At 64.3% G+C, this 23,108-nt stretch carries 22 protein-coding genes; 8 read left to right on the top strand and 14 right to left on the bottom strand.

Annotated elements, in window-relative coordinates:
- The first annotated feature begins 20 nt into the window (after positions 1-20).
- From prfA to CKO11_RS13335, 3 genes are all read left to right on the top strand, one after another.
- Positions 21-1,076 carry a peptide chain release factor 1 gene (gene prfA / locus CKO11_RS13345; protein WP_223639703.1) on the top strand — a complete coding sequence of 352 codons (1,056 nt, stop codon included), beginning with the start codon at positions 21-23 and terminating at the stop codon, positions 1,074-1,076.
- Positions 1,073-1,918: a peptide chain release factor N(5)-glutamine methyltransferase gene (prmC, locus tag CKO11_RS13340; protein WP_223639700.1), complete on the top strand. Its 846-nt coding sequence runs from the start codon at positions 1,073-1,075 to the stop codon at positions 1,916-1,918. Before prfA ends, prmC begins: the two co-directional genes overlap by 4 nt.
- A gap of 265 nt (positions 1,919-2,183) precedes the next feature.
- Positions 2,184-3,026 (top strand): DUF4167 domain-containing protein, encoded by an 843-nt coding sequence (locus tag CKO11_RS13335; RefSeq protein ID WP_223639697.1) that lies wholly within the window; start codon positions 2,184-2,186, stop codon positions 3,024-3,026.
- Positions 3,027-3,081: 55 nt separating this feature from the next.
- Here the strand turns inward: CKO11_RS13335 and rsmA are convergent, their stop codons facing one another.
- From rsmA to lptF, 6 genes are read right to left on the bottom strand one after another with little or no spacing between them, the layout of a single operon-like run.
- Complete coding sequence (gene rsmA / locus CKO11_RS13330) at positions 3,082-3,924, bottom strand: 16S rRNA (adenine(1518)-N(6)/adenine(1519)-N(6))-dimethyltransferase RsmA (protein ID WP_223639694.1); 843 nt, start codon at positions 3,922-3,924, stop codon at positions 3,082-3,084.
- Between the two features lie 42 nt (positions 3,925-3,966).
- Positions 3,967-4,965 carry a 4-hydroxythreonine-4-phosphate dehydrogenase PdxA gene (pdxA, locus tag CKO11_RS13325; RefSeq protein ID WP_223639691.1) on the bottom strand — a complete coding sequence of 333 codons (999 nt, stop codon included), beginning with the start codon at positions 4,963-4,965 and terminating at the stop codon, positions 3,967-3,969.
- On the bottom strand, positions 4,962-6,206 hold the full coding sequence (locus CKO11_RS13320) for a peptidylprolyl isomerase (protein ID WP_223639689.1): 1,245 nt from the start codon (positions 6,204-6,206) through the stop codon (positions 4,962-4,964). Before CKO11_RS13320 ends, pdxA begins: the two co-directional genes overlap by 4 nt.
- Before the next feature lie 40 nt (positions 6,207-6,246).
- Positions 6,247-8,499, bottom strand: a complete 2,253-nt coding sequence (locus CKO11_RS13315; protein ID WP_223639687.1) for an LPS-assembly protein LptD — start codon at positions 8,497-8,499, stop codon at positions 6,247-6,249.
- Entirely contained in the window at positions 8,499-9,599 is a 1,101-nt protein-coding gene (gene lptG / locus CKO11_RS13310) for an LPS export ABC transporter permease LptG (protein WP_223639685.1), read from the bottom strand. The genes CKO11_RS13315 and lptG overlap by 1 nt, the downstream gene beginning before the upstream one ends.
- Positions 9,596-10,735, bottom strand: a complete 1,140-nt coding sequence (gene lptF / locus CKO11_RS13305; RefSeq protein WP_223639683.1) for an LPS export ABC transporter permease LptF — start codon at positions 10,733-10,735, stop codon at positions 9,596-9,598. Before lptF ends, lptG begins: the two co-directional genes overlap by 4 nt.
- A gap of 175 nt (positions 10,736-10,910) precedes the next feature.
- Here lptF and CKO11_RS13300 point away from each other — a divergent pair, with 175 nt between their 5' ends.
- Positions 10,911-12,377 carry a leucyl aminopeptidase gene (locus CKO11_RS13300; protein ID WP_223639681.1) on the top strand — a complete coding sequence of 489 codons (1,467 nt, stop codon included), beginning with the start codon at positions 10,911-10,913 and terminating at the stop codon, positions 12,375-12,377.
- A gap of 1 nt (position 12,378) precedes the next feature.
- On the top strand, positions 12,379-12,831 hold the full coding sequence (locus tag CKO11_RS13295; RefSeq protein ID WP_223639679.1) for a DNA polymerase III subunit chi: 453 nt from the start codon (positions 12,379-12,381) through the stop codon (positions 12,829-12,831).
- A gap of 141 nt (positions 12,832-12,972) precedes the next feature.
- On the opposite strand, the gene CKO11_RS13290 is transcribed toward CKO11_RS13295, so the two are convergent.
- The 5 genes from CKO11_RS13290 to CKO11_RS13270 form a co-directional block, all read right to left on the bottom strand.
- Positions 12,973-13,317 carry a hypothetical protein gene (locus CKO11_RS13290; protein ID WP_223639677.1) on the bottom strand — a complete coding sequence of 115 codons (345 nt, stop codon included), beginning with the start codon at positions 13,315-13,317 and terminating at the stop codon, positions 12,973-12,975.
- A 149-nt stretch (positions 13,318-13,466) separates the two neighbouring features.
- Positions 13,467-13,976, bottom strand: a complete 510-nt coding sequence (gene nusB, locus CKO11_RS13285; RefSeq protein ID WP_223639674.1) for a transcription antitermination factor NusB — start codon at positions 13,974-13,976, stop codon at positions 13,467-13,469.
- On the bottom strand, positions 13,973-14,524 hold the full coding sequence (locus tag CKO11_RS13280) for a 6,7-dimethyl-8-ribityllumazine synthase (RefSeq protein WP_223639672.1): 552 nt from the start codon (positions 14,522-14,524) through the stop codon (positions 13,973-13,975). The genes nusB and CKO11_RS13280 overlap by 4 nt, the downstream gene beginning before the upstream one ends.
- Position 14,525: 1 nt before the next feature.
- Positions 14,526-15,659 (bottom strand): 3,4-dihydroxy-2-butanone-4-phosphate synthase, encoded by a 1,134-nt coding sequence (gene ribB / locus CKO11_RS13275; protein ID WP_223639669.1) that lies wholly within the window; start codon positions 15,657-15,659, stop codon positions 14,526-14,528.
- Positions 15,656-16,246, bottom strand: a complete 591-nt coding sequence (locus CKO11_RS13270) for a riboflavin synthase (protein WP_223639667.1) — start codon at positions 16,244-16,246, stop codon at positions 15,656-15,658. The genes ribB and CKO11_RS13270 overlap by 4 nt, the downstream gene beginning before the upstream one ends.
- Positions 16,247-16,469: 223 nt before the next feature.
- Between CKO11_RS13270 and CKO11_RS13265 the strand changes: the two genes are divergently transcribed.
- From CKO11_RS13265 to CKO11_RS13255, 3 genes are all read left to right on the top strand, one after another.
- Complete coding sequence (locus CKO11_RS13265; RefSeq protein WP_223639665.1) at positions 16,470-17,756, top strand: capsule biosynthesis protein; 1,287 nt, start codon at positions 16,470-16,472, stop codon at positions 17,754-17,756.
- Between the two features lie 106 nt (positions 17,757-17,862).
- Positions 17,863-18,963 carry a polysaccharide biosynthesis/export family protein gene (locus CKO11_RS13260; RefSeq protein ID WP_223639663.1) on the top strand — a complete coding sequence of 367 codons (1,101 nt, stop codon included), beginning with the start codon at positions 17,863-17,865 and terminating at the stop codon, positions 18,961-18,963.
- Entirely contained in the window at positions 18,963-21,002 is a 2,040-nt protein-coding gene (locus CKO11_RS13255; RefSeq protein WP_223639661.1) for a capsular polysaccharide biosynthesis protein, read from the top strand. Before CKO11_RS13260 ends, CKO11_RS13255 begins: the two co-directional genes overlap by 1 nt.
- Here the strand turns inward: CKO11_RS13255 and ribD are convergent.
- The 3 genes from ribD to CKO11_RS13240 all read right to left on the bottom strand — a co-directional run bounded on the left by ribD (position 20,999) and on the right by CKO11_RS13240 (position 23,053).
- On the bottom strand, positions 20,999-22,090 hold the full coding sequence (ribD, locus tag CKO11_RS13250; RefSeq protein WP_223639659.1) for a bifunctional diaminohydroxyphosphoribosylaminopyrimidine deaminase/5-amino-6-(5-phosphoribosylamino)uracil reductase RibD: 1,092 nt from the start codon (positions 22,088-22,090) through the stop codon (positions 20,999-21,001). The genes CKO11_RS13255 and ribD overlap by 4 nt on opposite strands.
- Positions 22,087-22,557, bottom strand: coding sequence for a transcriptional regulator NrdR (gene nrdR, locus CKO11_RS13245; RefSeq protein ID WP_223639657.1), 471 nt, complete (start codon positions 22,555-22,557; stop codon positions 22,087-22,089). The genes ribD and nrdR overlap by 4 nt, the downstream gene beginning before the upstream one ends.
- Before the next feature lie 157 nt (positions 22,558-22,714).
- Positions 22,715-23,053, bottom strand: coding sequence for a hypothetical protein (locus CKO11_RS13240; RefSeq protein ID WP_223639654.1), 339 nt, complete (start codon positions 23,051-23,053; stop codon positions 22,715-22,717).
- Positions 23,054-23,108 lie beyond the last annotated feature (55 nt).

Below are 23,108 nucleotides of genomic sequence, written 5' to 3'. Positions count from 1 at the left end.
TGTCTCGGTCAGATGAAGCCATGGTGCCGCTTGATAAACTTGCCCAGATTACGGCGCGCTTCGAATTTCTCGAGGCGAAACTCAATTCCGCGCTTGCGCCGGGGGAGATCGCGGCGTTGTCGCGCGAATATTCCGAATTGCGCCCGGTGGTGAGCGAAATCGCGGCCTATCGCACCGCGCTTGACGATCTGGCCGAGGCCGAGGGCTGGCTGGAAGACCCGGAAATGCGCGATCTGGCCGAAGAAGAACTGCCCCGCCTGAAAGCGCGCATTCCCGAAATGGAACAGGCGCTGCGCATCGCGCTGTTGCCCAAAGATGCCGCCGATGCCCGGCCCGCGATCTTGGAAATTCGTCCCGGCACCGGGGGCGAGGAGGCCGCGCTTTTCGCGCATGATCTGTGGCGGATGTATGAACGCCACGCCGAGAAGATGGGCTGGCAGTTCGAGCGGTTGGAATTCACCCCCACCGAATTGGGGGGGCTGAAAGAAGGCATGGCCCGGATCGTTGGCGAAGGCGTTTTTGCGCGGCTGAAATACGAATCCGGCGTGCATCGCGTGCAGCGTGTGCCCGAAACCGAGGCGGGCGGGCGTATTCACACCTCGGCGGCGACCGTCGCGGTGCTGCCCGAGGCCGAAGAGGTCGATATCGACATTCCCACGAGCGATATTCGCATCGATACGATGCGCGCCTCGGGCGCGGGGGGGCAGCACGTCAATACCACCGATTCCGCCGTGCGGATCACCCATATTCCCACCGGGCTTGTGGTGACCTCGTCGGAAAAGAGCCAACACCAAAACCGCGCCATTGCCATGGCGGTGCTGCGCGCGCGGCTTTACGAAATGGAACGCGACCGGCTTGCCACCGAACGCGCCGACAGCCGCCGCGCGCAGGTGGGCTCGGGCGACCGGTCGGAGCGCATCCGCACCTATAACTTCCCGCAAGGGCGAATGACGGACCACCGCATCAACCTGACGCTTTACGCGCTGCCGCAGATCATGGCGGGCGATCTGGGCGAGGTGATCGATGCGCTTGTGGCCCATGACCAAGCAGAAAAACTCGCGGAGATGGACGGATGAAGGCACAGATCGCGCTCATGCTGGGGACGCGCCAATTGGAAGGCGCGGGGATCGAAGGCGCCTCGACCGATGCGCGGCGGCTTTTGGCCCATGCGATGGGGCTGCCCGCCGAGCGGCTTTATCTGTCGATCCATGATGAACTGTCCGAAGAGCGGCACAAGGCCTATCTGAAATATCTCGCGATGCGGGAATCGCGCCAGCCGGTGGCGCAGATCACCGGCCATCGCGCCTTTTGGAAGCATGAATTCCGCGTCACGCGCGACACGCTGGACCCGCGCCCCGAGACAGAGCTTTTGGTCGAGGTGGCGCTGGAGGAACCCTTTACCCGGGTTCTGGATCTGGGCACCGGTACCGGGTGCGTTTTGCTCAGTCTTTTGGCCGAACGTCCCGAAACCACGGGGGTCGCGACCGATATTTCAGAAGCGGCTTTGAAAGTGGCGCAAGAAAACGCCGAACGGCTTAGCCTGCACGAACGCGCGCAGTTCATTCATGGCGATTGGTTTCACGGGGTCGAAGGGCGGTTTGATTTGATTGTCTCCAATCCGCCCTACATTACAGAAGAAGAAATGGCGCAGCTTTCCCCCGAAGTGCGCGATTGGGAGCCGCATGAAGCGCTGACCCCGGGCGGTGATGGCTTGGGGGCCTATCGTGCGATTGCCTTTGGGGCCTTTGCCCGGCTGAAGCCGGGCGGACGGTTGGCGCTGGAAATCGGGCCGACACAGGCGGCGGCGGTCAGCGCGATGTTAAGCGCGCAAGGGTTTGAGGTGCGCGAAGTGCGCCCCGATCTGGGGTGTCGCGACCGCGTCGTTTTGGCGCATAGGCCTGCGGCCACGCCCGCATGACGGCAAAAGCATCGGCCAAGACCCGCCTAAAAGTGTAAAATTGCCGCTTTTCGCTTGTTTTGCGCAATTTCCGGCTTGCGCGCGCGGGCGTGAAGTGTTTACTCACCGCTGTGGCTGGGGCGATTTCGCCCCCCACGACTTCAGCTTACACCTCGGATCCGGTCACATGCAGCGCAGGCTGCGACTTTCCTCCGATGGCGGGCTCCCGTTTCAAGGTTCCCGGCCCAGACCCACGCCCCCCAAGGGGCCCAACAGACGCAGGCTCATGAGATCCTCCAAGTCCCGTTCGCGCAACAAGTCGAACCGTCAGCGCAACATCGGCAATGTCATCAACCGTGTCTTCGACAGCTCCGGGCCCGAGGGCAAGGTGCGCGGGACGCCGCAGCAGATCATCGAGAAATATCTCGCGCTGGCACGGGATGCGCAATTGGGCAACGATCGCGTGGCCGAGCAGAACTTCTTGCAGCATGCCGAGCATTACACGCGGCTGCTGGGCGAGGCGCAGCGCGAACTGGCGCGCGAACAAGAAGAGCGCCAGCGCAATTATCAAAACAACAATAACAACAACCAAAATGGCGGCCAGAACAATGGCCAAAATGGTGGTCAAGGCGGCGGCCAGAATGGGGGCAACGCGGGCGGCCAAACGGGCGGTCAGGGCGGCAATCAGAATGACGCCGGTGGCGCCAATGCCGCGGGCGGACAGCCTGCGCAAGCCAGCACCGCGCCGCGTGACAGCCGTGATCCCTCCGGCGAGCAGCCGCGTTACGAAGGCGCGCCGGTGATGATGCCTGATTTCTTCTCGACCGAAGAAACGGGTGGGGATGACGGTCCGGGGTTGGTGGAAACGCCCGAGGCGCGCCAGCCCGAGCCCGAAGCGCCGCGCCCGCAAACCCGCGCCCGCAACACCCGCAAGCCCGCTGCCGAGGCGACCCCGGCGGCTGAACCGGGCACCGAGGCGAAACCGGCAGAGGAAAAACCGGCCAAAGCGCCGCGGGCCCGTGCACCGCGCAAGCCCAAGGCCGAAGCGGGCGATAAGCCTGCCAAAGCCCCCAAGGCCGCAAAAGCCGACAAACCGGCCCCCTCGCCCGAGGCGCCTGCTGCCGAGTAAGCGGGATGAAATTCCGAAACATAAAAAGCCGCGCCCTTGGGCGCGGCTTTTGCGTTCAGCGTGCCGCCACCAGCCGCGCCAGCGCGCAGAATTTTTCAAGGCTGACCCGTTCGGCGCGTTCGGTGGGGGCAATGCCCGCCTCTTCTAAAAGCGCCTCAATGCGCGGATGCACCCCTTTGAGCGAGGCGCGCAGCATTTTACGGCGCTGGTTGAAGCCCGCCGCCACCACCCGTTCCAGCACTTTCGCATCGGCCTCATAGCGCGGTGCGGGCAGCGCCTTGAGATGCACCACCGCCGAATGCACCTTTGGGGCGGGCTGAAACGCTTCGGGCGGCAGATGCATGACGATTTTCGCATCGCTGCGCCATTGCGCCAGGATCGCCAGCCGCCCGTAATGAGTGTCGCCCACTTTGGCGGTGATGCGTTGGGCGACTTCTTTTTGGAACATCAAGGTCAGGCTGTCCCAAGCGGGTGGCCATGCGGGCGGCGTGAGCCAGCGCACCAAAAGTTCTGTGCCCACATTATAGGGCAGGTTGGCGGCAATCTTGTAAGGCGCGCGCAAATGCGCGGCCACATCGACCGCCAGTGCATCGCCTTGGATCACCTCAAGCCGGTCGGGGTAATGCGCTGCAATCTCGGCCAGCGCGGGCAGGCAGCGGCTGTCTTTTTCCACCGCCAGCACCTTGCGCGCCCCCTCGGCCAACAGCCCGCGCGTCAGCCCGCCGGGGCCGGGGCCCACCTCCAGCACATCGGCGCCGGTCAAATCCCCCGCGCAACGCGCGATCTTGGCCGTCAGGTTCAGATCCAGCAAGAAATTCTGGCCAAGCGATTTCTTGGCCACCAGATCATGCGTGGCGATCACCTCGCGCAGCGGCGGCAGCCCGTCGATCGCAGCCATCAGCCGGTGTCCCTTTCTGTTGCGTTCCGTTTGCGGCGGGGTCTAGCCGCGCCGCGCCAGCCCCATGTTCTGCGCCATTCGAAGCGCGGAAATCAGGCTTGCGGGGCTGGCCATGCCGCTGCCCGCAATGTCAAAAGCGGTGCCGTGATCGGGCGAGGTGCGCACAAACGGCAACCCCAAGGTCACATTCACGCCGCCATCGAAATCAAGCGTTTTGATCGGGATCAGCGCCTGATCGTGATAGGCGCAGATCGCCGCATCATAACGCGCCCGCGCGGCGGGGTGGAACATCGTATCGGGCGGCAGCGGGCCCGTGACCGCATAGCCTTCGGCGCGCAGCCCGGCCACGGTGTCGGCGATCCAATGCATTTCTTCGTCGCCCATCGCGCCGCCTTCGCCCGCATGCGGGTTTAGCCCCGCCACGGCAAGACGCGGATTTTCCAGCCCAAAATCACGATTCAGCCCATCGGCGGTAATGCGCACCGTGTCGCGCAAAAGCTCGGGCGTGAAGCTGGCGGGCACATCGCGCAGCGCGATATGGATCGTTGTGGGCACCACGCGGCAAGGCGGGGTAACCCGCTCCGAGGCAAGCATCATCACCACTTTCGCGCCGCCGGCCAGATGGGCCAGATATTCGGTATGGCCCGGAAAGGCGAACCCGGCCCCGTCTTTCAGAACCCGCTTGTTGATCGGCGCGGTGGTCAGCGCCACCCCTTCGCCACGCATCACAAGCGCGGTCGCCCGGGCGATCACCTCAATCACCGCGGCGGCGTTTTCGGGGTTTGGCTGGCCCGGCACGGCGGCTGCGGGAAAGGCATGCGGCAGCACACACAGCCCATGGCCCGCATGGGTCATCGCCTCGGCGGGGGTGTCGATCTCGCGCAGTTTGGTGCCGCGCGGCAAATGCGCCGGATCGCCAACCCAGACAAAGGGAAGGCTGGCCCCCAGCGCTTCCCAAGCCTTTACGGCCAGTTCCGGCCCGACGCCCGACGGGTCGCCGCAACTCAGGATCACCGGCCCCCCGGCGGCAGGCCCGCTCATGGCCGCACGATCACAGCCTCGGCCTTGATCTCTTCGAGCAGGGCGTCGGCCATATTGCTGATACGGGCATTCACAAGTTGGTTGCGCATCGCTTGTTCGGAGGGTCCGGTCTCGCCCAAGCTGGCATCCAGCGCGCGGCCCCGGTCACATAGCATCACCAGCACATCATTCGCGCCCCGGCGCAGCACTGTCGTTTCGCCCGGGTCCATACGGGGCAGCGCAGCGGCGATATCAGCGGGCAGATCGCCGCGCCGCGCGGCTTCGACCCGCGCCAAGCGCTGGGCGGGCAGGTTGCGCGCCACGGTGTAAAGATCGTCACAGCGATCCGCCTCGGCGGCGACCTTGGCGGCAAGGTTTGCGGCTTCTTCGGCCCCAGTTGCGCCCAAAAGAAGGGTGGCATAGCCCACTGCCCGATCCCCGGGGGCGACGGCGCCGCCTTCATCCATGCCACGCATGAAAAACACCGCGACGGCATTGGGCATCGAAAGCGGCGGCGTGGTGCGGCCCGGGCGCAGCTTCATCACCGCGCCGCGCACTTCGGGCGGCAGCGCGTCAATTGCCATCCAGTCCAGCCGTCCTCCGTCGGCCGAACTGGTCGCCGAAGAAATTTCGCGCGCGATTTCAGCAAACTCGGCCTCGGTCCGCGCGGCAGAGGCACGGCGTGCCTTGGCCATGGCCTCGGCCTCGCCACCACCGCCGACGCGGATCACCACTTCGGACAGCAGCACTTGCTCCCGTTCGGGCTGCGGCGTTTCCAGCGACAGGGCACGGGCAACATCGGCATCCGACACCTGCACGCGGCCCGCAAAGCGCGCCTTGATCACCTCGCGCCAGATCATCCCGGCGGCCACGAAATCGCGGAAGGTCTGGGCGTCGACGCCATTTTCACCCAGCGCCTTGACGAATTCCTCGGCGGTCATATTGGCGCGGCCGGCAAATTCCGACATGCCTTGCCCCACCGCATCGGGGGCGAGTGCGATGCCATCTTGGCGCGCGACCCACATGCGCAGCCGATCTTCGATCAGCGCGTCTTCGGCCATCTTGCGCACATCGTCCTTGGCCCCCAGCAATTCCATGAAACGCTGGCGCTGGTCCAACTCGTAGCCGGTGATGGCCAAGTTATTGACGCGGATCACCGGGGCGAATTGGGAGCTTTGCGCCTGCACCGCCGGGGCTGGGGTGAAGACCGCCAGCACAAGCGCCAGCAAAGGGGCAAGAAGCAAGGAGAAATGCCGTGTCATCCGTTCCGTCTTCCGTTCGTCTGCATGATGGTCGCCGCGCCTAGCGCCAGCAGACCCTTTCCGGCCCGCGCGCACCCGCCTGCGCACCAAAGCCCGCAAGCTGCACCGACAGGCCGAAGTCGGTTTCGGGCTCCACACTAGTGGAGGATGTGAACCGACGCGAGAGAGAAAGATCGACGGTGACGCATTCGTTGGCATATTGCAGCCCCAGCGCGGCGCGTGCGGCGCGGTCGCGGGTGAGGTCATAGCGCGTCGAGAAGGTCGAGCGCCAGCCGGGCCGCCAGTCCCACCCGGATTCGATCAGCAATTCCGATGTTTTGGGGTTCGACAGCGTTCCCTGCATCCACAGATACCCCGCCGCAAATTCGGTGCTGCCGCCCAGATAGGCCATGCGCAACTCGTTGCGATCAAAGTTGAAACCATCGTCAAACAGCGCGCGGTTGGACAGCAAAAGCCCGCCCGCCGTGCTTAGATGCGTGGCCAAAAGCCAATCCGAGCGTTTACCCGCCAGACCCGAGCCGGGGGCGAACTGGCCCAGATCGTCGCGCCGGAAAATCCGCCCGGCGGTCAGCCCCAGCGACCAGCCAGAGGCATCGTGCCGGGTCCAGCTGAGCCCGAGGTTGGCGCGTGTGCCCTGTTCGCGCCTGTCTTCGCCCGGATAGCGCGACAACGAAAACAGGTTGCCCTCGTCAAATTCCGTCAGCCAACTGTCTTCTTGCGGCAAGCTGCGGTCGTTCTTGCCCGACCAGATCAATTGCACCACCGGTTCGATCACCTGCGCGGCGCGCCCATAGGCCGCCACCCAAGGCCAGCGCAATTCCACCCCCAGCGTCGGCTGGCTGCGCAGATGCGTGCCCGCATAGCCGGGCGTATCGTCTTGGCGCACGGCAATCGCATCAAAAGCGAGTTCGGCTTCCGCCGCGCCGACGATGCCGCCCCCCAACAGCCAATTGCGCCGCCAATCGGCCACCGCCGAAAACCGCAGCATATCGCGGCCATCGGATTCAGTATCGAGCAGGTCGGTATCTTCGTCGCCCACCACCAGATCGGTGGTGGCGCTTGAGGCGCGGCGATGCGCATGCACGCTGGCCTCAACGCTGAGCTCGCCGCCGATCGTGGCGGGGCGGAAGATCTTGGTCCAACTGGCATCGCCCGACAGCATCGGTTCCGTCGCATTGCTTTCGCCATCGCGGATCGAATGGGTATGTCCCAGCTGCGCCCAGATCATTTCATCGCTGCGCACGCGTTCCAGCGTCAACCCCGACCAAAGTCGGTCATCTTCGGTAATGTCGTAATTGAGCAGGTAAGACGGGTCCGAGACCAGCCGCAATTGCGCGCCCAGCACGAAATCATCGGGCAGCGCAAACCGGCTATCGGCAAACAGGAAACCGCGCGTCTCGCCCGGGCGGATCGAATCGCGGCTCAGCGCGCCTTCGATCTGATAGGCGCCGCCGGTCAGCGCCTTGCGATAGCGCAGCCCCAGCGTGGTGGTGCGCGAGGTTGCCAAATAAGGCGTCAGCGTCAGATCCGCCGAGGGACCAAGCGTGATGAAATAGGGCGCTTTCACCCCCGGCCCCAGAAGCGAGGTGGTGCGGAAGGAGGGGCGCAAAAAGCCCGTCAGCCGTTTCACGCTCGGGTCGGGCATGCGCAGCTTGGGCAGCCACAGCAGCGGCACCCCCATGGCCCGGAATTGCGCCTGTTCAAAGATCATCTGATGGCTGAGCGCATCATGGGTGATTGTCTGAGCGCGGATTTCCCAAAGCGGGGTCGGATCGGCGGCGCAAATCCGGCATGACGAGGCCACCACCTCGCGCAGCACGGTGCGGGTGCCGTCTTGGCGTTCCAGACTGTTGGCGGCCAGTTGCAATTCACGCGACAGCACCATGCGTGCGCCGCGCATCACACCATCTTGCAGATCGCGGCTGAGTTCCGCCTGATCGGCCAAAATCACAGACCCGGTCGCGCCCGGTTCCACCATGCGGATCGGCCCTTCGATGGCCAGCCGATTTTGGGACTGGTCATAGGTGATCCGGGTGGCGGACAGCCGATGCTCGCGCCAATAGACCTCTACATTGCCAGTGGCGATGATCGTGTTGGAGCCAGTCAGCAGGATCCGGTCGGCCAAAAGCGTGGCGGCATCCGACACCGGCGTGCTGGCGGGCGGGGCGGCTGCGGGGGCAATATCTTGCGCGGCGGCGGGGCGGAGCATCACACTTGACGCGAGGGCAAGGCCCATCAGTGCTGCGGCGGTCATGCCTGTCCAATGCGCGGGGCGGCGGCAACGGCGGGCCATCACTCTTCCTCCTGTTGCAGCAGCCAAGCGAGCGCCAGCATAGCCGCGATGGTGGGCGGGGCCCAGCCCGCCAAAGCCGCGGGAATCTGCCCGTTATCGCCCAGAACCTGCGCCATATTGCGCAGGAAAAACACCGAAAGCCCCGCCAGCAACGCCAGCAAAACCCGTCCGCCGGTGCCGCCAAAGCGGGCATGGCGCATGGTGAAACCCGCCGCCAGCAGCACCATCGCGGCCAGCATCAGCGGCTGAGACAGTTCCACTTGCAACCACACCAGATGACGGCGCGCGGAAAAGCCCGCCTCTTCCAGCGCGCGGATAAAGCCCGGAAGCTCCCAGATCGGCACGGCAGAGGGGGCATCGAAACTGTCGGCAATGCTTTGCGCGGTCAGGGTCGAGGGCAGCAAAAGCCGGTCGTGATGGGTGGCGTCACGTTCGGGATTGGTCGAGGTGCCCAAGGGCCAGTCTTTGGCGTTTTCCAGCTCCCACGCGCCCGGGCTCAGCCGCGCGGCGGCGGCATCAATGCGCCGCACCGGGCCGCGCGTGGCATCGAAAACCAGAAAGGTCACGCCGTAAAGCACCGTTGCCCCGGCATTGCCGCGATCGGCATGGATCACCGCCTGCCCGCCATCGGCGGTGCCCTGGCGCATCCAAACGCCCGCGCGTCCAACCGAGACGGTTTGCATTCCTTCGGCGCGCATTTCGCCCTCTAGCGCATCGGCGCGCTGGCTGGTGGCCGAAACAATCGGATTGCCCACCAAGACCAGCGCGATGCCGATCAAAAGCGCGACGATCACCGGCGCGGTCAGCATCCGCAGCGCAGAGCGCCCCGCGGCGCGGATCACGACCAGTTCGGACGAGCGCGCCAGCCCCAAAAACAGCACCACCGCCGCCAGCACGGTGATCAAGGGAAAGATCGAATAGACGGTTTTGGGCAGGCTGAGCGCGGCCAGCGCGGCGGCATCGGCCAACGTGCCGTTTTGCGTGTCGAGACTACGAATTTTCTCGACGATCTCGATCAGGAACAACACCCCGACAAAGGCGCCAGCGACGATGCCAAGCGCGCGCAAGAAACGCCGCGCGATGTAAAGGGAAAGCGTCATGCCGCCGCCTCCGGCAGGTTGGGCGCGGGGCGGGCGCGCCGACGGTGCGGTGCCGCCGCCCAAAGCAACAGCGCGGCCGCGCCGGCCAACCCCACAAGCGGCGGCAGATAAAACAGCCCCCAAAGCTCTGGCGCGGTCCGGGTGGCCGAGGTCGCGACATTGGACAGCGTCTGCAAGGCGATCAGCGCCCCCACGGCCCCGACCATTTGTCGCCACAGCCCAAAGCGCGAAAACCCACCGATCAACATGGCCGCGGCGGCCAGTAGGGCGGCTACGGGCGCCATCAAGGGTTGCGCCAAGCGGTCGTGCAATTCGCGCTGTGCCTCGGCGGGGGTGGACCCGGTAGCCGCCAGCAGCATCGGCGTGGGCGCCACCAGCCACCAGCTTGGCACGGCCTCAAGGCTGGGTTTGATCGTGGTGTCGGGGCCGATGGCGGCGGCCAGATCATAGGTGAAATCGGCAAAACGGGTTTGCGCCAGCGCCCCATCATCGGCGCGCAGGGTTTGCGCCACGCCATCGAACATCACCAGTTTCGGCCCCGCCTCGGCGGGCACGATCAGCGCCTTTTCCGCCGTATAGATCGTTTCCAGCCCCTGCGTGCGCGTGTCGTAAAGGAACAGATCCAGCAATTCGCCAAGGTCAGAGATTTGCCGAATATAAAGCGTGATCCCCTCGACCGGGCTTTCGAAACTGCCTTCGTTGAGGAATTTCGCGGTGATGTCTTGCGATATCTGCGCTTGCCGCGCGGTCAGCCGCGCCTTGGAGGCGGGCACCAGCACATGCACCAGTACCAGCATCAGGCAGGCCACGATTATCCCGAAAACCGCCACCGGGCGCGCCAGCCGCCATGGGCTGGCCCCCGCCGATTGCATCACCACCAGTTCGGATTCGCCCGCCAGCCGGTTGAGCGCGTAAAGCGTGGCCGCAAAGCCCGCCACCGGCAACACCAGCCGGATCGCATTGGGAAGCGTCAGCGCGGTGAATTCCAGCACCACCCACGCGGTCTGCCCATCGGCGATCAGCTTGTCGAACAAGAGCACGGCGCGGTTGATCCAATAAACCGACACCAGCACCAGCGCGAAGAAGCCGAAGAGCGCCATCAGCTGGGACAGAAGATATCGGTCCAGTCGTTTCAACCCGTCATCCCCCCGGATGTTTCACCCTCTCTAGCGCGGGATGCGGGCCGGGGAAAGCCCCCGGGCCGGGGCAGGGGCGCCTGCGGGGCGGATGCACGCAGGCAGGCCACGCTATACAATCGCGGCGCAAGGCTCTAGGCTCGTTTGCAATATCAAGATTGCCACAGGGAATGCCATGATCCACCCCGTCGCCCTCCGTTTCGAAGCTTCCGATCCTGCTGCGCTGGACGCGCGCGAAGGTCGCCTTGCCCTGATCGTCCCCGCCGAAGGCAAGCTTGGCCCGATGGGGCGCAAGCTGGACCGGCTGACCCGGGGTGCGGTGAAACGCGCGCTGGCCTCTGAGGCCTGGGGCAAGGTCAAGGCCGCTGATTCGCTGGAGTTGGGATTTCCGGGGGGGCTGGCCTGCGAGGCGCTGTCGCTGGTGAAGCTTGACCGCAAGGTGGACGAAGACACCGCGCGCAAAGCCGGGGCCAGCATCGCCAAGGGGTTGGGCGAAAAAGGCGCGCTGGTCGTGGCCGAGGGGCATCCGCGTGCCGCCGCGATAGCCTTTGGGCTGGCGTTGCGCGCCTATCGGTTCGATTATCACAGCGAAGAAAAGCCGCCCTTTGGCCCGGTGACCTTGATGGTCACCAATCCCGAGGCGGTGGCTGCCGAGGCCGCACCGCATGCCGCGTTGGCCGAGGGCGTGTTCTTCACCCGCGATCTGGTCAATGCGCCCGCCAACATCCTGACCACGGACGATTTCGCCGCGCGATTGGCCGCGATGCAGGAGCTTGGCCTTGAGGTCGAGATCTTGGAAGAAGACGATTTGGCCCGGCTTGGGTTCCGCGCGCTTTTGGCTGTGGGGCAGGGCTCGGAAAGCCCCTCCAAGGTCGTGGTGATGCGGTGGAACGGCGGCGCGCCGGATGCCGCACCTTTGGCGCTGGTCGGCAAGGGCGTTTGCTTTGACAGCGGCGGGATCTCGATCAAGCCCGCGGCGGGCATGGAAGAGATGACAATGGATATGGGCGGCGCTGCCGTGGTGTCGGGCGTGATGCGCACGCTGGCGCTGCGCAAGGCGCGCGCCAATGTGGTGGGGCTTGTCGGGCTGGTCGAGAACATGCCCGATGGCCGCGCGCAACGCCCCGGCGACATCGTCAAAAGCCTTAAAGGCGACACGATCGAGGTGATCAACACCGATGCCGAGGGGCGGATGGTGCTGGCGGATGTGCTTTGGTATGCGCAAGAACAGTTCGAACCCGCAGCGGTAATCGACCTTGCCACGCTGACGGGCGCGATCATCGTGGCCTTGGGGCATGACCATGCGGGCCTGTTCACCAATGACGAGACCTTCTCGGGCCATGTGCTGGAGGCCGCGAAAGCGGTGGGCGAGGGGGTCTGGCCGATGCCGTTGACGCCCAGCTATGACCCGCTGATCAAATCGCGTTTGGCCGATATCAAGAACACCGGCGGGCGTTGGGCGGGCTCGATCACGGCGGCGGCGTTCCTCAAACGGTTCGTGCGCGATGAGGTGCCGTGGTGCCATATCGACATTGCGGGGGTGGCGTTGCCGCCCGGCGAAACCGCGCTGGCGCCCAAGGGCGCGACCGGCTGGGGGGTGATGACGCTGGACCGGCTGATCCGCACCAAGTTCGAGGGGTAACATGCCCGCGCTGTTCTACCATGTCACGCAATCGCCGCTTGAGGCGGTTGTGGAGACCCTTTTGACCCGCGCATTGGGGCAAGGCTGGCGGGTGGAATTGCGCGGTGTGCAGGCCGAGCGGATGGCGTGGTTTGACCAAAAGCTTTGGCTCGGCCCCGAGGATGGATTCTTGCCGCATGGGCTGGCGGGCGGTGCGCATGACGATTTGCAGCCCGTTTTGTTGACCACCGCGCCCCGGCCCGAGGGGCGCCAGGCGGTGATGAGCATCGACGGGGCCGCCGTTGCGCCGGATGAGGTGGTGGATTTGGAGCGGGCGTGGATCTTGTTCAACGGGCTAGATCCGGCAGCGGTGCAACATGCGCGCGAGCAATGGCGCGCGCTGACCGGGGCGGGCGTCTCGGCACAATACTGGAATGAAGAGGGTGGGCATTGGATGAAAAAGGCCGAAAGTTGAGGCCCGCCAGAAGCTGAGCTGAAGCAAAAGACGCCAGCGCCCGACCTATCTTTGCCTGCCGGGCCGCCCCGTGCTTCGCCCTGTCCCAAGACAAAGAAAAAAACCCCTCGCCGAGGCGAGGGGTTTTTCCGTCCGGAGGATTCAGTAGGGCTTCTTGACGTAGTGACGTTTGGTATTTCTTTCGACCGGCACCGGGATCGGCACCATATCCAGCGCCATGCGCGCGGGGATCGCGTCGCGTTTGCCACCGCCGCGCGGCGGTTCTTTCTCGGCCATGCCCATCACCGCAATACCGAATTGCACACCGGAAAAGACCACGGTGTTGAAGATGAACAATAGCCCAAGCGCGATATAACCAATATCGGAGGTGAAGATCAGATGCCGCAGATTTGCAACATTGAACCCGAGCAACAGCCCCACAAAGACCGCCGAAAGGCCGGCCCCGTAGAACACATTTCGGATGTAGAGACGCACCAACTGCGGCATGTCGATTCCTCCGTCGTTAGAACCACTCTAACGCGAATTCGCAGGAATTAAACCGAAATCTTGCCAAAATGCCGCAGGGTCGTCACAAAACATATATAAAATGGCATGTGAGCCTGCTTGCGGCACCTTTCAGGCACCTTGGGCCGGGTTCAGAACGCCTCGGGCCTGATTTCACGCGCCATGTGATCGAGCACCGCATTGACGAATTTTGGCTCACGGCCTTCGGGGAAGAAGGCACGGGCCACATCGACGAATTCGTTGATCACAACCTTGATCGGCGTGGCCGGGTTGATCATTTCCGCGCCAGCGGCCCGGAACAGCGCCCGGATCACTGGATCGATGCGGTCGATCGGCCATTTCGCCACAAGCGCGCGGTCGGTGGTCTGGTCGATCTTCGCCTGCCACATCACCGCATCATCCAGCACGCGGCGGAACAGGGCATAATCGCCCTCGGCCATCTCGTCGCCCTCTTCGGTCACCATGCCAAAGCGGAAGCTTTCAAACTCACGCGCGACCCGATCCACCCCTTGCCCCGCCGCTTCCATCTGAAACAGCGCCTGCACGGCATAAAGCCGCGCGGCCGAGCGCATCCGGCGTTTGTCTTCCGGGCTCGGTTTCTTCGGGGGCTCGTTCGGGGTTTCGGGGGCGGTGTCGGTCATGCGCGGCTTGGTCCTTCGGTCTCACCGGCGATGCGGAAGTCTTCGCCTGCGGGGCGGAAGCCGATTCCCTTAGTCCGGTTGGCCCATTTGCGCGAGAGCGCGACAAGATGCAAGGCCGCAGCCGCCGCGCCACCGCCTTTGTCTTGATCGGCGGGATCGGCGCGCACCTCGGCTTGCTTGCGGTTTTCCACCGTCAAGATGCCATTGCCGATGCACAGCCCTTGCAGACCCAAAAGCGTCAACCCGCGCGAACTGTCGTTGCAGACAGTGTCGTAATGCGTGGTTTCGCCCCGGATCACGCAGCCAAGCGCGACATAGCCATCGTAATCGGCCATCCGGCTGGCCATGCCAATCGCGGTTGGAATTTCCAGTGCGCCGGGGACTTCGACAATATCGACCGTGGCTCCCACCTTTTCGGCGGTGGCCTTGGCGCCCGCGATCATATTGTCGGCAATATCCTTATAATAAGGCGCGACCACGATCAGCAGTTTGACCGGCGCATCGAAGCTGGGCAGGTCCAGAATGTGATGGCTTTCATTTCCCGCCATCTTAATAGCTCCGCGTTTCTTCGATGGTCAGGCCATAGCCTTCGATCCCCACCAGCTTCGGCGCGGGCGAATTGGTAAGCAGTTTGAGATGCGTCAGACCAAGCGCCAGCAGGATCTGCGCGCCAAGGCCGTATTGGCGCAGCGTTTGCGGGCTGGCTTCGCCCGGCAGCACCATCTTGGCCGAGGTTTCGCGCAACAACACCACAACGCCCCGGCCTTCGGTGGCAATCGCCTCCATCGCGCGGCTCAGATCGCCCGCTTTGGCCTCGTTGAGCCCCAGAACATCGGACAGCGGGTCAAGCGCATGCATCCGCACCAGCACCGGCTCGTCAGAGGAAATATCCCCCTTGGTCAGCACGATATGTTCCGCGCCTTCGGTCTCGTCGGTGAAGACGCGCATCGACCAATCGCCGCCATAAATCGAATGCACCGCGCGTTGCTTGGTTTCGCGCACCAAGCTGTCATAGCGGCGGCGATAGGCGATCAGATCGGAAATCGTGCCGATCTTGATGTTGTGCATCTGTGCGAAAGCGATCAGGTCGGGCAGACGGGCCATCGTGCCGTCTTCGTTCATCACTTCGCAGATCACCCCCGAGGGGTTCAGCCCCGCAAGGCGCGAAATATCGACCGCCGCCTCGGTGTGACCGGCGCGCACCAGCACGCCGCCTTCGCGTGCGCGCAGCGGGAACAGGTGCCCCGGCGTCGCAATATCTTGCGGGCCCTTGGTCGGGTCGATTGCCACCGCGACAGTGCGGGCGCGGTCATGCGCCGAAATGCCGGTGGAAATCCCCTCGCGCGCTTCAATCGACACGGTGAAGGCCGTTTCATGGCGCGAAGAGTTCGACGAGGCCATCAGCGGCAGGCCCAAGGCCTCGATCCGCTCGGCGGGCAATGCCAAGCAAACCAGCCCCCGGCCATGCGTGGCCATGAAGTTGATCGCATTGGGCGTGGCCATTTGCGCGGGGATAATCAGATCGCCCTCATTCTCGCGGTCTTCGTGATCCACCAGAATGAACATCTTGCCGTTGCGGGCGTCTTCGATGATTTCATCAATCGTCGAGATGGCGTCGTGGTAGCTTTGCTCCACCGGGCCGGGTTTGTCGTGTGCGCCGGACTTGTCCACCGGGTTCGTCATGCCTTCCACTCCGTCAAACGCGCGACATAGCGCGCGAGCGTATCGATTTCCAAATTGACCTTATCGCCGACCTTGGACGCGCCAAAACTGGTCACGGCCTTGGTATGCGGGATGAAGTTGATACCGAAGCTGCATCCGTCCACCTCGTTCACGGTGAGCGAGCAGCCATCGAGCGCGACCGAACCTTTGGGCGCGATGTATTTGGCCAGTGCCTCGGGGGCGCGGAAGGTGAAGCGGGTGCTTTCGCCCTCATCCACCATTGCGGTGATTTCGGCCACGCCGTCGACATGGCCCGACACGATATGGCCGCCCAGCTCGTCGCCCACTTTCAGCGCGCGCTCAAGATTGATGCGTTTGCCCACGGCCCAATCGCCGATATTGGTTTTGGAGACCGTCTCGCCCGAGATTTGCACCTCATACCAATCGGGGCCGGTGGCGATGATCGTGAGGCACACGCCCGCATGGGCGATCGAGGCGCCGATATCGACCGTCGTCATATCATAGCTGCTGCGGATCCGGGCGCGCAGGTCGCCCGTGTTTTCAAGACTGACGATTTCGCCCAGATCGGTGACGATTCCGGTGAACATGGCTTCCCCCTGTCGTGGTCGGCACCTGCCTAGCTTGCGCACGCCTTGCGCGCAAGGCTTGGGCCCGACGCATGGGGGCACAGGAACGGCGCGCGAATGCGTCTTGCGGTCGCAAGAGGGGCGGCGCGCACCGTTTTGGCGGCAAAGGCCCGCAGGCCAGACCGGATTTGGCGTGACTTGCTTCCCCCAAGGCGGCACAAGAGAGCTTTGGCAGGAAAAACCGATGAATCAGACCCGAAACCGCACCTTTTTGATGTTGCAAGGCCCGCATGGGCCTTTCTTTCATCAATTGGGGCGGATGTTGCGCGCCGCAGGTGGCACGGTCTGGCGCGTCGGTTTCAACCGCGGCGATCAGGCGTTCTGGCCCGACCGGGCCAGCTATGTGCGTTTTGACGGCGCGCCCGAGGATTGGCCTGCCCGGATCGAGACGCTTTTCGACGACAAGGGCATCACCGATCTGGTGCTTTATGGCGATACCCGCCCGATCCATGCGCAAGCGATTGCCGCCGCGAAGCGGCGCGCGATCACCGTGCATGTGTTTGAGGAAGGGTATATTCGCCCCTATTGGGTCACCTATGAACGCGGCGGCGCCAATGGCCATTCGCGTTTGATGCAGTTGAGCCTGGCCGAGATGCGCGCGGCCCTTGCCCAAAGCGAGATCGATTTCCCCGAAGCGCCGCCGCGCTGGGGCGACACGCGCCACCATATCTTCTACGGCGCGCTTTATCATTTCTATGTGCTGACGCTGAACCAAGCCTATCGCGGCTTTGCCCCGCATCGCGGCATCTCCGTGCTCGATGAGGCGCGGATCTACTTCAAGCGGCTGTTTTGGATGCCGTGGCAGGCGCTGGAGCGGGGCATTGCCACCGCACGGGTGCGGTTGACGGGCCACCCGATCCATCTTGTGCTTTTGCAGCTTGAACATGATGCCTCGATGCAGATGCATTCGCCGTTCACAAGTCAGGCGGACTTCGTTGATCTGGTCACCGCAGGCTTTGCCGAGGGGGCGCCGCGCCACCATCATCTTGTCTTCAAGGCGCATCCGCTTGAAGATGGGCGCGCGCCGCTGGCACAAGCGATCCGGGCCGCGACTGCGCGCCATGGTCTGGCGGGGCGGGTGCATTTTATTGGTGGCGGAAAACTGGCGGCTTTGCTGGCACAGGCGCGCTCGGCGGTGACGATCAACTCTACAGCGGGGCAACAAGTGCTGTGGCGTGGGTTGCCGCTGAAGCTTTTTGGCCGCGCGGTGTACGACAAGCCGGAATTCGTTTCAGATCAGCCGCTGCCCGCCTTTTATGCTGCGCCTGCAAGACCAGATACGCGGGGGTATCGCGACTACAGACACTACTTGTTGGAGACATCGCAGATTCCGGGCGGATTTTACGCGGCACGCGGGCGCCGCATTCTGCTGCGCAATGTCGTCGATATGATGCTGTCCGCCGAAGATCCCTATGATGCGCTGGTTGCCGGAAAAGCGGCGCCACGGCAACAGTTGCGCGTTGTAAGTTGACTATACTGGCTTTTTTTCGCCTTGGCTGCTAGGGTAGCGTCAAAATGACCGGCAATCCCGAAGAGGAGCCCGAGCAGTGAATACGAAAACTACCCGCAGGACCCTTATGCTGGGTCTTTCGGCGGTCCTTCTTGGGACTGCTTCTTGTGGCCTGCCGCGGTCGGGCCCGAATAAGCGCGAAATCTTCTCAGGCTCTGTGATGCGCAAGGGCGATGCCTTTGTGGTGACCGTCAATGACCATGTGACGCGGGCCACCTCGGTGCAGCCTGCGCTGGGCTTTTCTTCGGCGTTCCAAAAGGCGGGGGTTGTCGGTTCTGACACGATCAACCCGGGCGATACGCTGATGCTGACGATCTGGGAAAACGTCGATAACGGCCTGTTGGCACCGCAAGGCACCAGCGCCACGCAATTGACCGAGGTGCAGGTCGATGGTGCGGGCAATATCTTTGTGCCCTATGCGGGCAAGATCAAGGCGGCGGGCAATTCCCCCGATGCGCTGCGCAAGATCATCACCCAAAAGCTGGATGCGCAAACGCCCGATCCGCAGGTGCTGGTGTCGCGCGCGGCGGGCGATGGTGCCACCGTTTCGCTGATGGGCGCGGTTGGCGGGCAGGGCGTCTATGCGATCGAGCGGCCCACGCGCACGTTGTCGGCCATGCTGGCCCGCGCGGGCGGCGTGACGATCAAGCCCGAAATCGCCAAGATCACCGTGAAGCGGCATGGCAAGAAGGGCACGATCTGGCTGTCTGACCTGTATGACAACCCGCGCATGGATATTGCGTTGCGGCCCGATGACGTGATCTTGGTTGAAGAAGACACCCGCGCCTTCACCTCGCTTGGCGCAACCGGCGCGCAGGCGCGCGTGCCGTTTGAATCGCAGACGCTGTCGGCATTGGAAGCGATTGCAACCGTGGGGGGGCTCAGCTCGAATTTGGCCGATCCGACGGGGGTGTTCGTGTTCCGCAACGAACCGGCGGAAATCGCTTCGGTGGTTTTGGGGCGCAACGATCTCGTGGGCGATCAGCGCATGGTCTATGTGCTTGATTTGACAGAGCCGAATGGCATGTTCATGGCGCGTGACTTCGTCATTCGCGATGGCGATACCGTCTATGTGACCGAAGCGCCTTACGTGCAGTGGCAAAAAGCGCTGTCGGCGGTGACCGGTTCGGCCGCCACGGCGGATTCACTTAGCAATCTTAGCGACTGATGTCGCAGGCCTTGCAGGGCATCGCCGTCGGGGAAGGTGCTCCCCGGCGGCTTTATTATTACAGCCTTGGCTTTCTGCGCGAGCCCCGTCTGGGCGCGATCTTGCGCGCGCGCGGCCATGCCTTGGCGCTGGGTCTGCCCGGGGCGGACGATGGTGTTGTGGTCTGGGGCCGTTCGCTCATTGCCGCGCGCGGCGAGGCGGTGGCGGCCCGGCGCGATGTGCCCTTGGTGCGCTTGGAAGATGCGTTTTTGCGGTCGGTGCATCCGGGCCGGGGGCGTGGCGCCGGGGGGCCGCTGGGGCTTTTCATCGACCCGCAAGGCGTGCATTTCGATGCCGCGACCCCCTCGATGCTGGAACAAATGCTGGCGCGGGCGCCGCTGGATGATACCGCGCTTTTGGATCGCGCCCGTGATGGCATGGCACGGCTCAAGGCGCTAGATTTGTCGAAATACAATGACTTCGACCCCGATCTTGAGCCGCCTGCGCCGGGGTATGTGCTGGTGATTGACCAAACGGCGGGCGATGCCTCGGTGCGCCATGGCGGCGCGACGCCCGCGACTTTTCGTGAAATGCTGGCCGTCGCACAGATTGAAAACCCGGGCGCGCGCATCTTGATCAAGACCCATCCCGAAACCCGCGCCGGGCTTCGTGGCGGCCATTACGGTCCCGCGCATGAAGATGCCCGCACCGCGCTTTATTATGCACCTGTGTCCCCTTGGAAGCTGCTTGAAGGGGCGGTGGCGGTCTATACCGTCTCGTCGCAACTGGGGTATGAGGCGATTTTGGCCGGACATAAACCGCGCGTCTTTGGCCAGCCGTTTTACGCGGGCTGGGGGCTGACGGTGGATGAAAACCCGGTGGCGCGGCGGGAACGCCGGTTGACGCGGGCGCAGATGTTCGCGGTGAGCCATATCCTTGCGCCAACTTGGTATGACCCGTGCCGCGCCCGGGGGTGCAGCTTTGAAGCGGCGGTGGACCAGCTAGAGGCCGAGGTGCGCGCCTATCGCGCCGACCGTTTTGGCCATATCGCCAGCGGCATGCGGCTGTGGAAGCGGCGCCCTTTGCAAGCCTTTTTCGGGCGGCATAAGCGGCTGCGCTTCGTCGATCCGCCCATCAAAGCGGCGCAGGTCGCACAGAATACCGGGCGGGATCTGCTGATCTGGGCAGGCCGGGTGCCTGCGGATTTTCCCGCGCCCGCGCTGCGGGTGGAAGACGGGTTTTTACGCTCGCGCGGGCTTGGGGCCGATCTGGTGCCGCCGCTGTCTTTGGTCACCGACCGGCGCGGGATTTATTACGACCCGAGCCAGCCTTCGGATCTGGAGGCATTGATCGCGGCGGCGCCGCCGCCCGGCGGGAGCGCACGGGCCGAGCGGCTGGTGGCAGCCCTGTGCCGGGCGGGCTTGTCGAAATACAACCTTGGCGGCGGGGTGCCGGATTTGCCAAAGGGGCGGCGCATTCTGGTGCCGGGGCAGGTGGAGGATGATGCCTCGATCCGGCTGGGGGCGGGGCCTATTTGCACAAATTTGGCTTTGCTTGCGCGCGTTCGTGCGGAAAACCCCGATGCGATTGTGCTTTTCAAACCACATCCGGATGTGGAGGCGGGTCTGCGCCCGGGCGCGGTGGCCGAGGCAGAGGCGCTGCGCCATGCCGATCTTGTCTTGGATAAATGCGATCCTATCGCCTTGATCGATCAGGTGGAAGAGGTCTGGACCATGACCTCGCTTTTGGGGTTCGAGGCGCTTTTGCGCGGCAAAAAGGTCACCACCACGGGCGCGCCCTTTTATGCAGGTTGGGGGCTGACACGCGATCTGGGCGCGGTGCCGGCGCGGCGCGGGGGGCCGGTGTCGCTTGCGCAGTTGGCCCATGCGGCGCTGATTGCCTATCCGCGGTATTTCGATCCGGTGTCGCATCGCCCTTGCCCGCCCGAGGTGGTGGTGGCGCGGCTGGCCCATGGCCCCCTGCCGCATCCCGGCGCGGCAAACCGGGCCTTGGCCAAGCTGCAAGGGATTTTCGCAAGTTACGCGGGGCTTTGGCGTTAGCTGCGCTGCCAGCGGGCCAGCATATCGCCGCCGATCGGTTGCACATCGCTCAGCCGGTAGCGCGGCGCATCGGCCAACCGGTCAAGCCCCAGCACGCCAATGCCGGGGCGGGCATCGCCCCCCAGCACCACACCGGCGGTGAAGCCGATCAATTCATCGACCAGCCCCGCGCCCATCAGGCTGGCCCCCAACGCGCCACCGCCTTCGCAAAAGACCCGAGTCAGGCCGCGCTTTGCCAAGGCGGCCATCAGCGCCACCGGGTCAAGGCCCGTCGCCGTTTCTCCGATTTCAATGAGTTCGGCGCCAAGGCTGGACCAGTATTCTTTGGCGTCATCAGCGGCTTGTGGCCCATGCACAAGCCAAAGCGGGGCCTGATCGAGCGAGCCTGCCAGCCGCCCGCGCGGCAGGTCCAACCGGCGCGCGGCCACCACCCGCACCGGCGCGCGCACAGGGGAAAAGGCGCGCACGGTCAAAAGCGGATCATCGGCACGCGCCGTGCCTCCGCCCACCAAAACCGCATCATAACGCGCGCGCAACGCCTGCACCCGAGCGCGCGCCTGCGGCCCGGTGATCCATTGGCTTTCGCCATTGGCCAGCGCGATGCGGCCATCGAAGCTTGCGCCCAGTTTCAACGCGAGCCATGGCCGCCCGTGTTCGATCCGGCTTAAAAAACCCGCCTGAAGCGCGCGCGCCTCCGGCTCAAGAACGCCGGTGACCACGGCAACCCCCGCCGCGCGCAGCATCGCGTGCCCCTTGCCCGATACGCGCGGGTCCGGGTCTTGCAGGGCAGAGACCACCCGCGTCACGCCCGCCTCGATCAACCCCGCCGCGCAAGGCGGGGTCTTGCCGTAATGGGAACAGGGTTCAAGCGTGACATAGGCGGTGGCCCCGCGCGCTGCCGTGCCCGCCTGATCGAGCGCGCGGCGTTCGGCATGGGGGCGCCCGCCCGGTTGGGTCCAGCCCCGTCCGACAATGCGCCCGCCGTTCACGAGCACACAGCCCACCGCCGGGTTGGGCCAGACATTGCCCAAACCGCGCGCGGCAAGGCTGAGCGCCAGCCGCATGAAGCGGCGGTCGGCATGGATCACTCGGGCTCTCCGGTGACGCTGGGGCGCAGTTCGGAAACGAATTTGTCGAAATCGTCTGCGGCTTGGAAGTTCTTGTAAACGCTGGCAAAACGCACATAGGCCACAGTGTCGATCCGGGCCAGCGTTTCCATCACGATTTCCCCGATGGAGCGCGAGGGGATATCGGTTTCGCCCAGGCTTTCAAGCCGCCGCACAATCCCCGAAATCATCTGATCGATCCGTTCCGGGTCGATCGGGCGTTTTTGCATGGCGATGCGGATCGAACGTTCCAGCTTGTCGCGGTCGAAATCTTCGCGCCGCCCCGAGGTCTTGATCACCACCAGATCGCGCAATTGCACGCGCTCATAGGTGGTGAAACGGCCACCGCAGGCCGGGCAGAACCGACGCCGTCGGATCGCCACGTGATCCTCGGCCGGTCGGCTGTCTTTCACTTGTGTGTCCACATTCCCGCAAAATGGGCAGCGCATGGCCTCCCCTTTCTTCCTGTTCCCGCCTCATGTTGGGGTCTGATGCCCCGGTTATCCACAGACTATAGGGGGGATGCGAGAAATCGGGTAGCGAAATTGTGTTGCCACCAAATGCAGGGGGGAAGGTGTGGCGGCGCGGACTCAGCCGTGGGCCCGCTTAGCCCTCGGGCGGCGCGGCTTTGGCGCGTGGTTTGGCATAAACGGCCAGACATTCGGGCATGATCTGGAGCGTCTTGACCTCGCGCGCGAAGGCGGCATCCACCGCGTTTGCGCTCATCGGTTTGGTCTTGAGCGCGGGCGGCTGGCGTGTGCCATCGCCCTTGCCGGTGACAAGCGCATATGTGTCGCCCGGCTCGGCCTCGACATAGGCAAAGCAGGTGCCGCGTTGGGTGATGCGCGGCGCATCTGGATCGGCGGGCATCCCCTCAAGACAGCCCGCAAGCGCGAGCGGGGCCAGCACAAAAAGGCGGGGCAGGGGAGAGATCTTGCGGGGCATGGCAACCTCTTGCTACGGTTGCGGCCACGGTAGCAGCCTGCGCTGGCACGGCAAG

Origin of the sequence: Rhodobacter sp. TJ_12 (genome assembly GCF_020023995.1) — a bacterium.
GTDB lineage: Bacteria > Pseudomonadota > Alphaproteobacteria > Rhodobacterales > Rhodobacteraceae > Rhodobacter.
This window is presented reverse-complemented; position numbering and strand designations above follow the sequence as displayed.

Excerpts from the sequence above, each read along its gene's own strand:
- lptG (WP_223639685.1), bottom strand. The coding sequence starts at position 9,599 with ATGACGCTTTCCCTTTACATCGCGCGGCGTTTCTTGCGCGCGCTTGGC.
- CKO11_RS13260 (WP_223639663.1), top strand. The coding sequence starts at position 17,863 with ATGCTGGGTCTTTCGGCGGTCCTTCTTGGGACTGCTTCTTGTGGCCTG.
- CKO11_RS13240 (WP_223639654.1), bottom strand. The coding sequence starts at position 23,053 with ATGCCCCGCAAGATCTCTCCCCTGCCCCGCCTTTTTGTGCTGGCCCCG.
- pdxA (WP_223639691.1), bottom strand. The coding sequence starts at position 4,965 with ATGAGCGGGCCTGCCGCCGGGGGGCCGGTGATCCTGAGTTGCGGCGAC.
- CKO11_RS13315 (WP_223639687.1), bottom strand. The coding sequence starts at position 8,499 with ATGGCCCGCCGTTGCCGCCGCCCCGCGCATTGGACAGGCATGACCGCC.
- CKO11_RS13290 (WP_223639677.1), bottom strand. The coding sequence starts at position 13,317 with ATGCCGCAGTTGGTGCGTCTCTACATCCGAAATGTGTTCTACGGGGCC.
- prmC (WP_223639700.1), top strand. The coding sequence starts at position 1,073 with ATGAAGGCACAGATCGCGCTCATGCTGGGGACGCGCCAATTGGAAGGC.
- CKO11_RS13270 (WP_223639667.1), bottom strand. The coding sequence starts at position 16,246 with ATGTTCACCGGAATCGTCACCGATCTGGGCGAAATCGTCAGTCTTGAA.
- CKO11_RS13265 (WP_223639665.1), top strand. The coding sequence starts at position 16,470 with ATGAATCAGACCCGAAACCGCACCTTTTTGATGTTGCAAGGCCCGCAT.
- nrdR (WP_223639657.1), bottom strand. The coding sequence starts at position 22,557 with ATGCGCTGCCCATTTTGCGGGAATGTGGACACACAAGTGAAAGACAGC.
- CKO11_RS13320 (WP_223639689.1), bottom strand. The coding sequence starts at position 6,206 with ATGACACGGCATTTCTCCTTGCTTCTTGCCCCTTTGCTGGCGCTTGTG.
- prfA (WP_223639703.1), top strand. The coding sequence starts at position 21 with ATGGTGCCGCTTGATAAACTTGCCCAGATTACGGCGCGCTTCGAATTT.
- CKO11_RS13300 (WP_223639681.1), top strand. The coding sequence starts at position 10,911 with ATGATCCACCCCGTCGCCCTCCGTTTCGAAGCTTCCGATCCTGCTGCG.
- CKO11_RS13255 (WP_223639661.1), top strand. The coding sequence starts at position 18,963 with ATGTCGCAGGCCTTGCAGGGCATCGCCGTCGGGGAAGGTGCTCCCCGG.
- nusB (WP_223639674.1), bottom strand. The coding sequence starts at position 13,976 with ATGACCGACACCGCCCCCGAAACCCCGAACGAGCCCCCGAAGAAACCG.
- CKO11_RS13280 (WP_223639672.1), bottom strand. The coding sequence starts at position 14,524 with ATGGCGGGAAATGAAAGCCATCACATTCTGGACCTGCCCAGCTTCGAT.
- CKO11_RS13295 (WP_223639679.1), top strand. The coding sequence starts at position 12,379 with ATGCCCGCGCTGTTCTACCATGTCACGCAATCGCCGCTTGAGGCGGTT.
- rsmA (WP_223639694.1), bottom strand. The coding sequence starts at position 3,924 with ATGGCTGCGATCGACGGGCTGCCGCCGCTGCGCGAGGTGATCGCCACG.
- CKO11_RS13335 (WP_223639697.1), top strand. The coding sequence starts at position 2,184 with ATGAGATCCTCCAAGTCCCGTTCGCGCAACAAGTCGAACCGTCAGCGC.
- ribB (WP_223639669.1), bottom strand. The coding sequence starts at position 15,659 with ATGACGAACCCGGTGGACAAGTCCGGCGCACACGACAAACCCGGCCCG.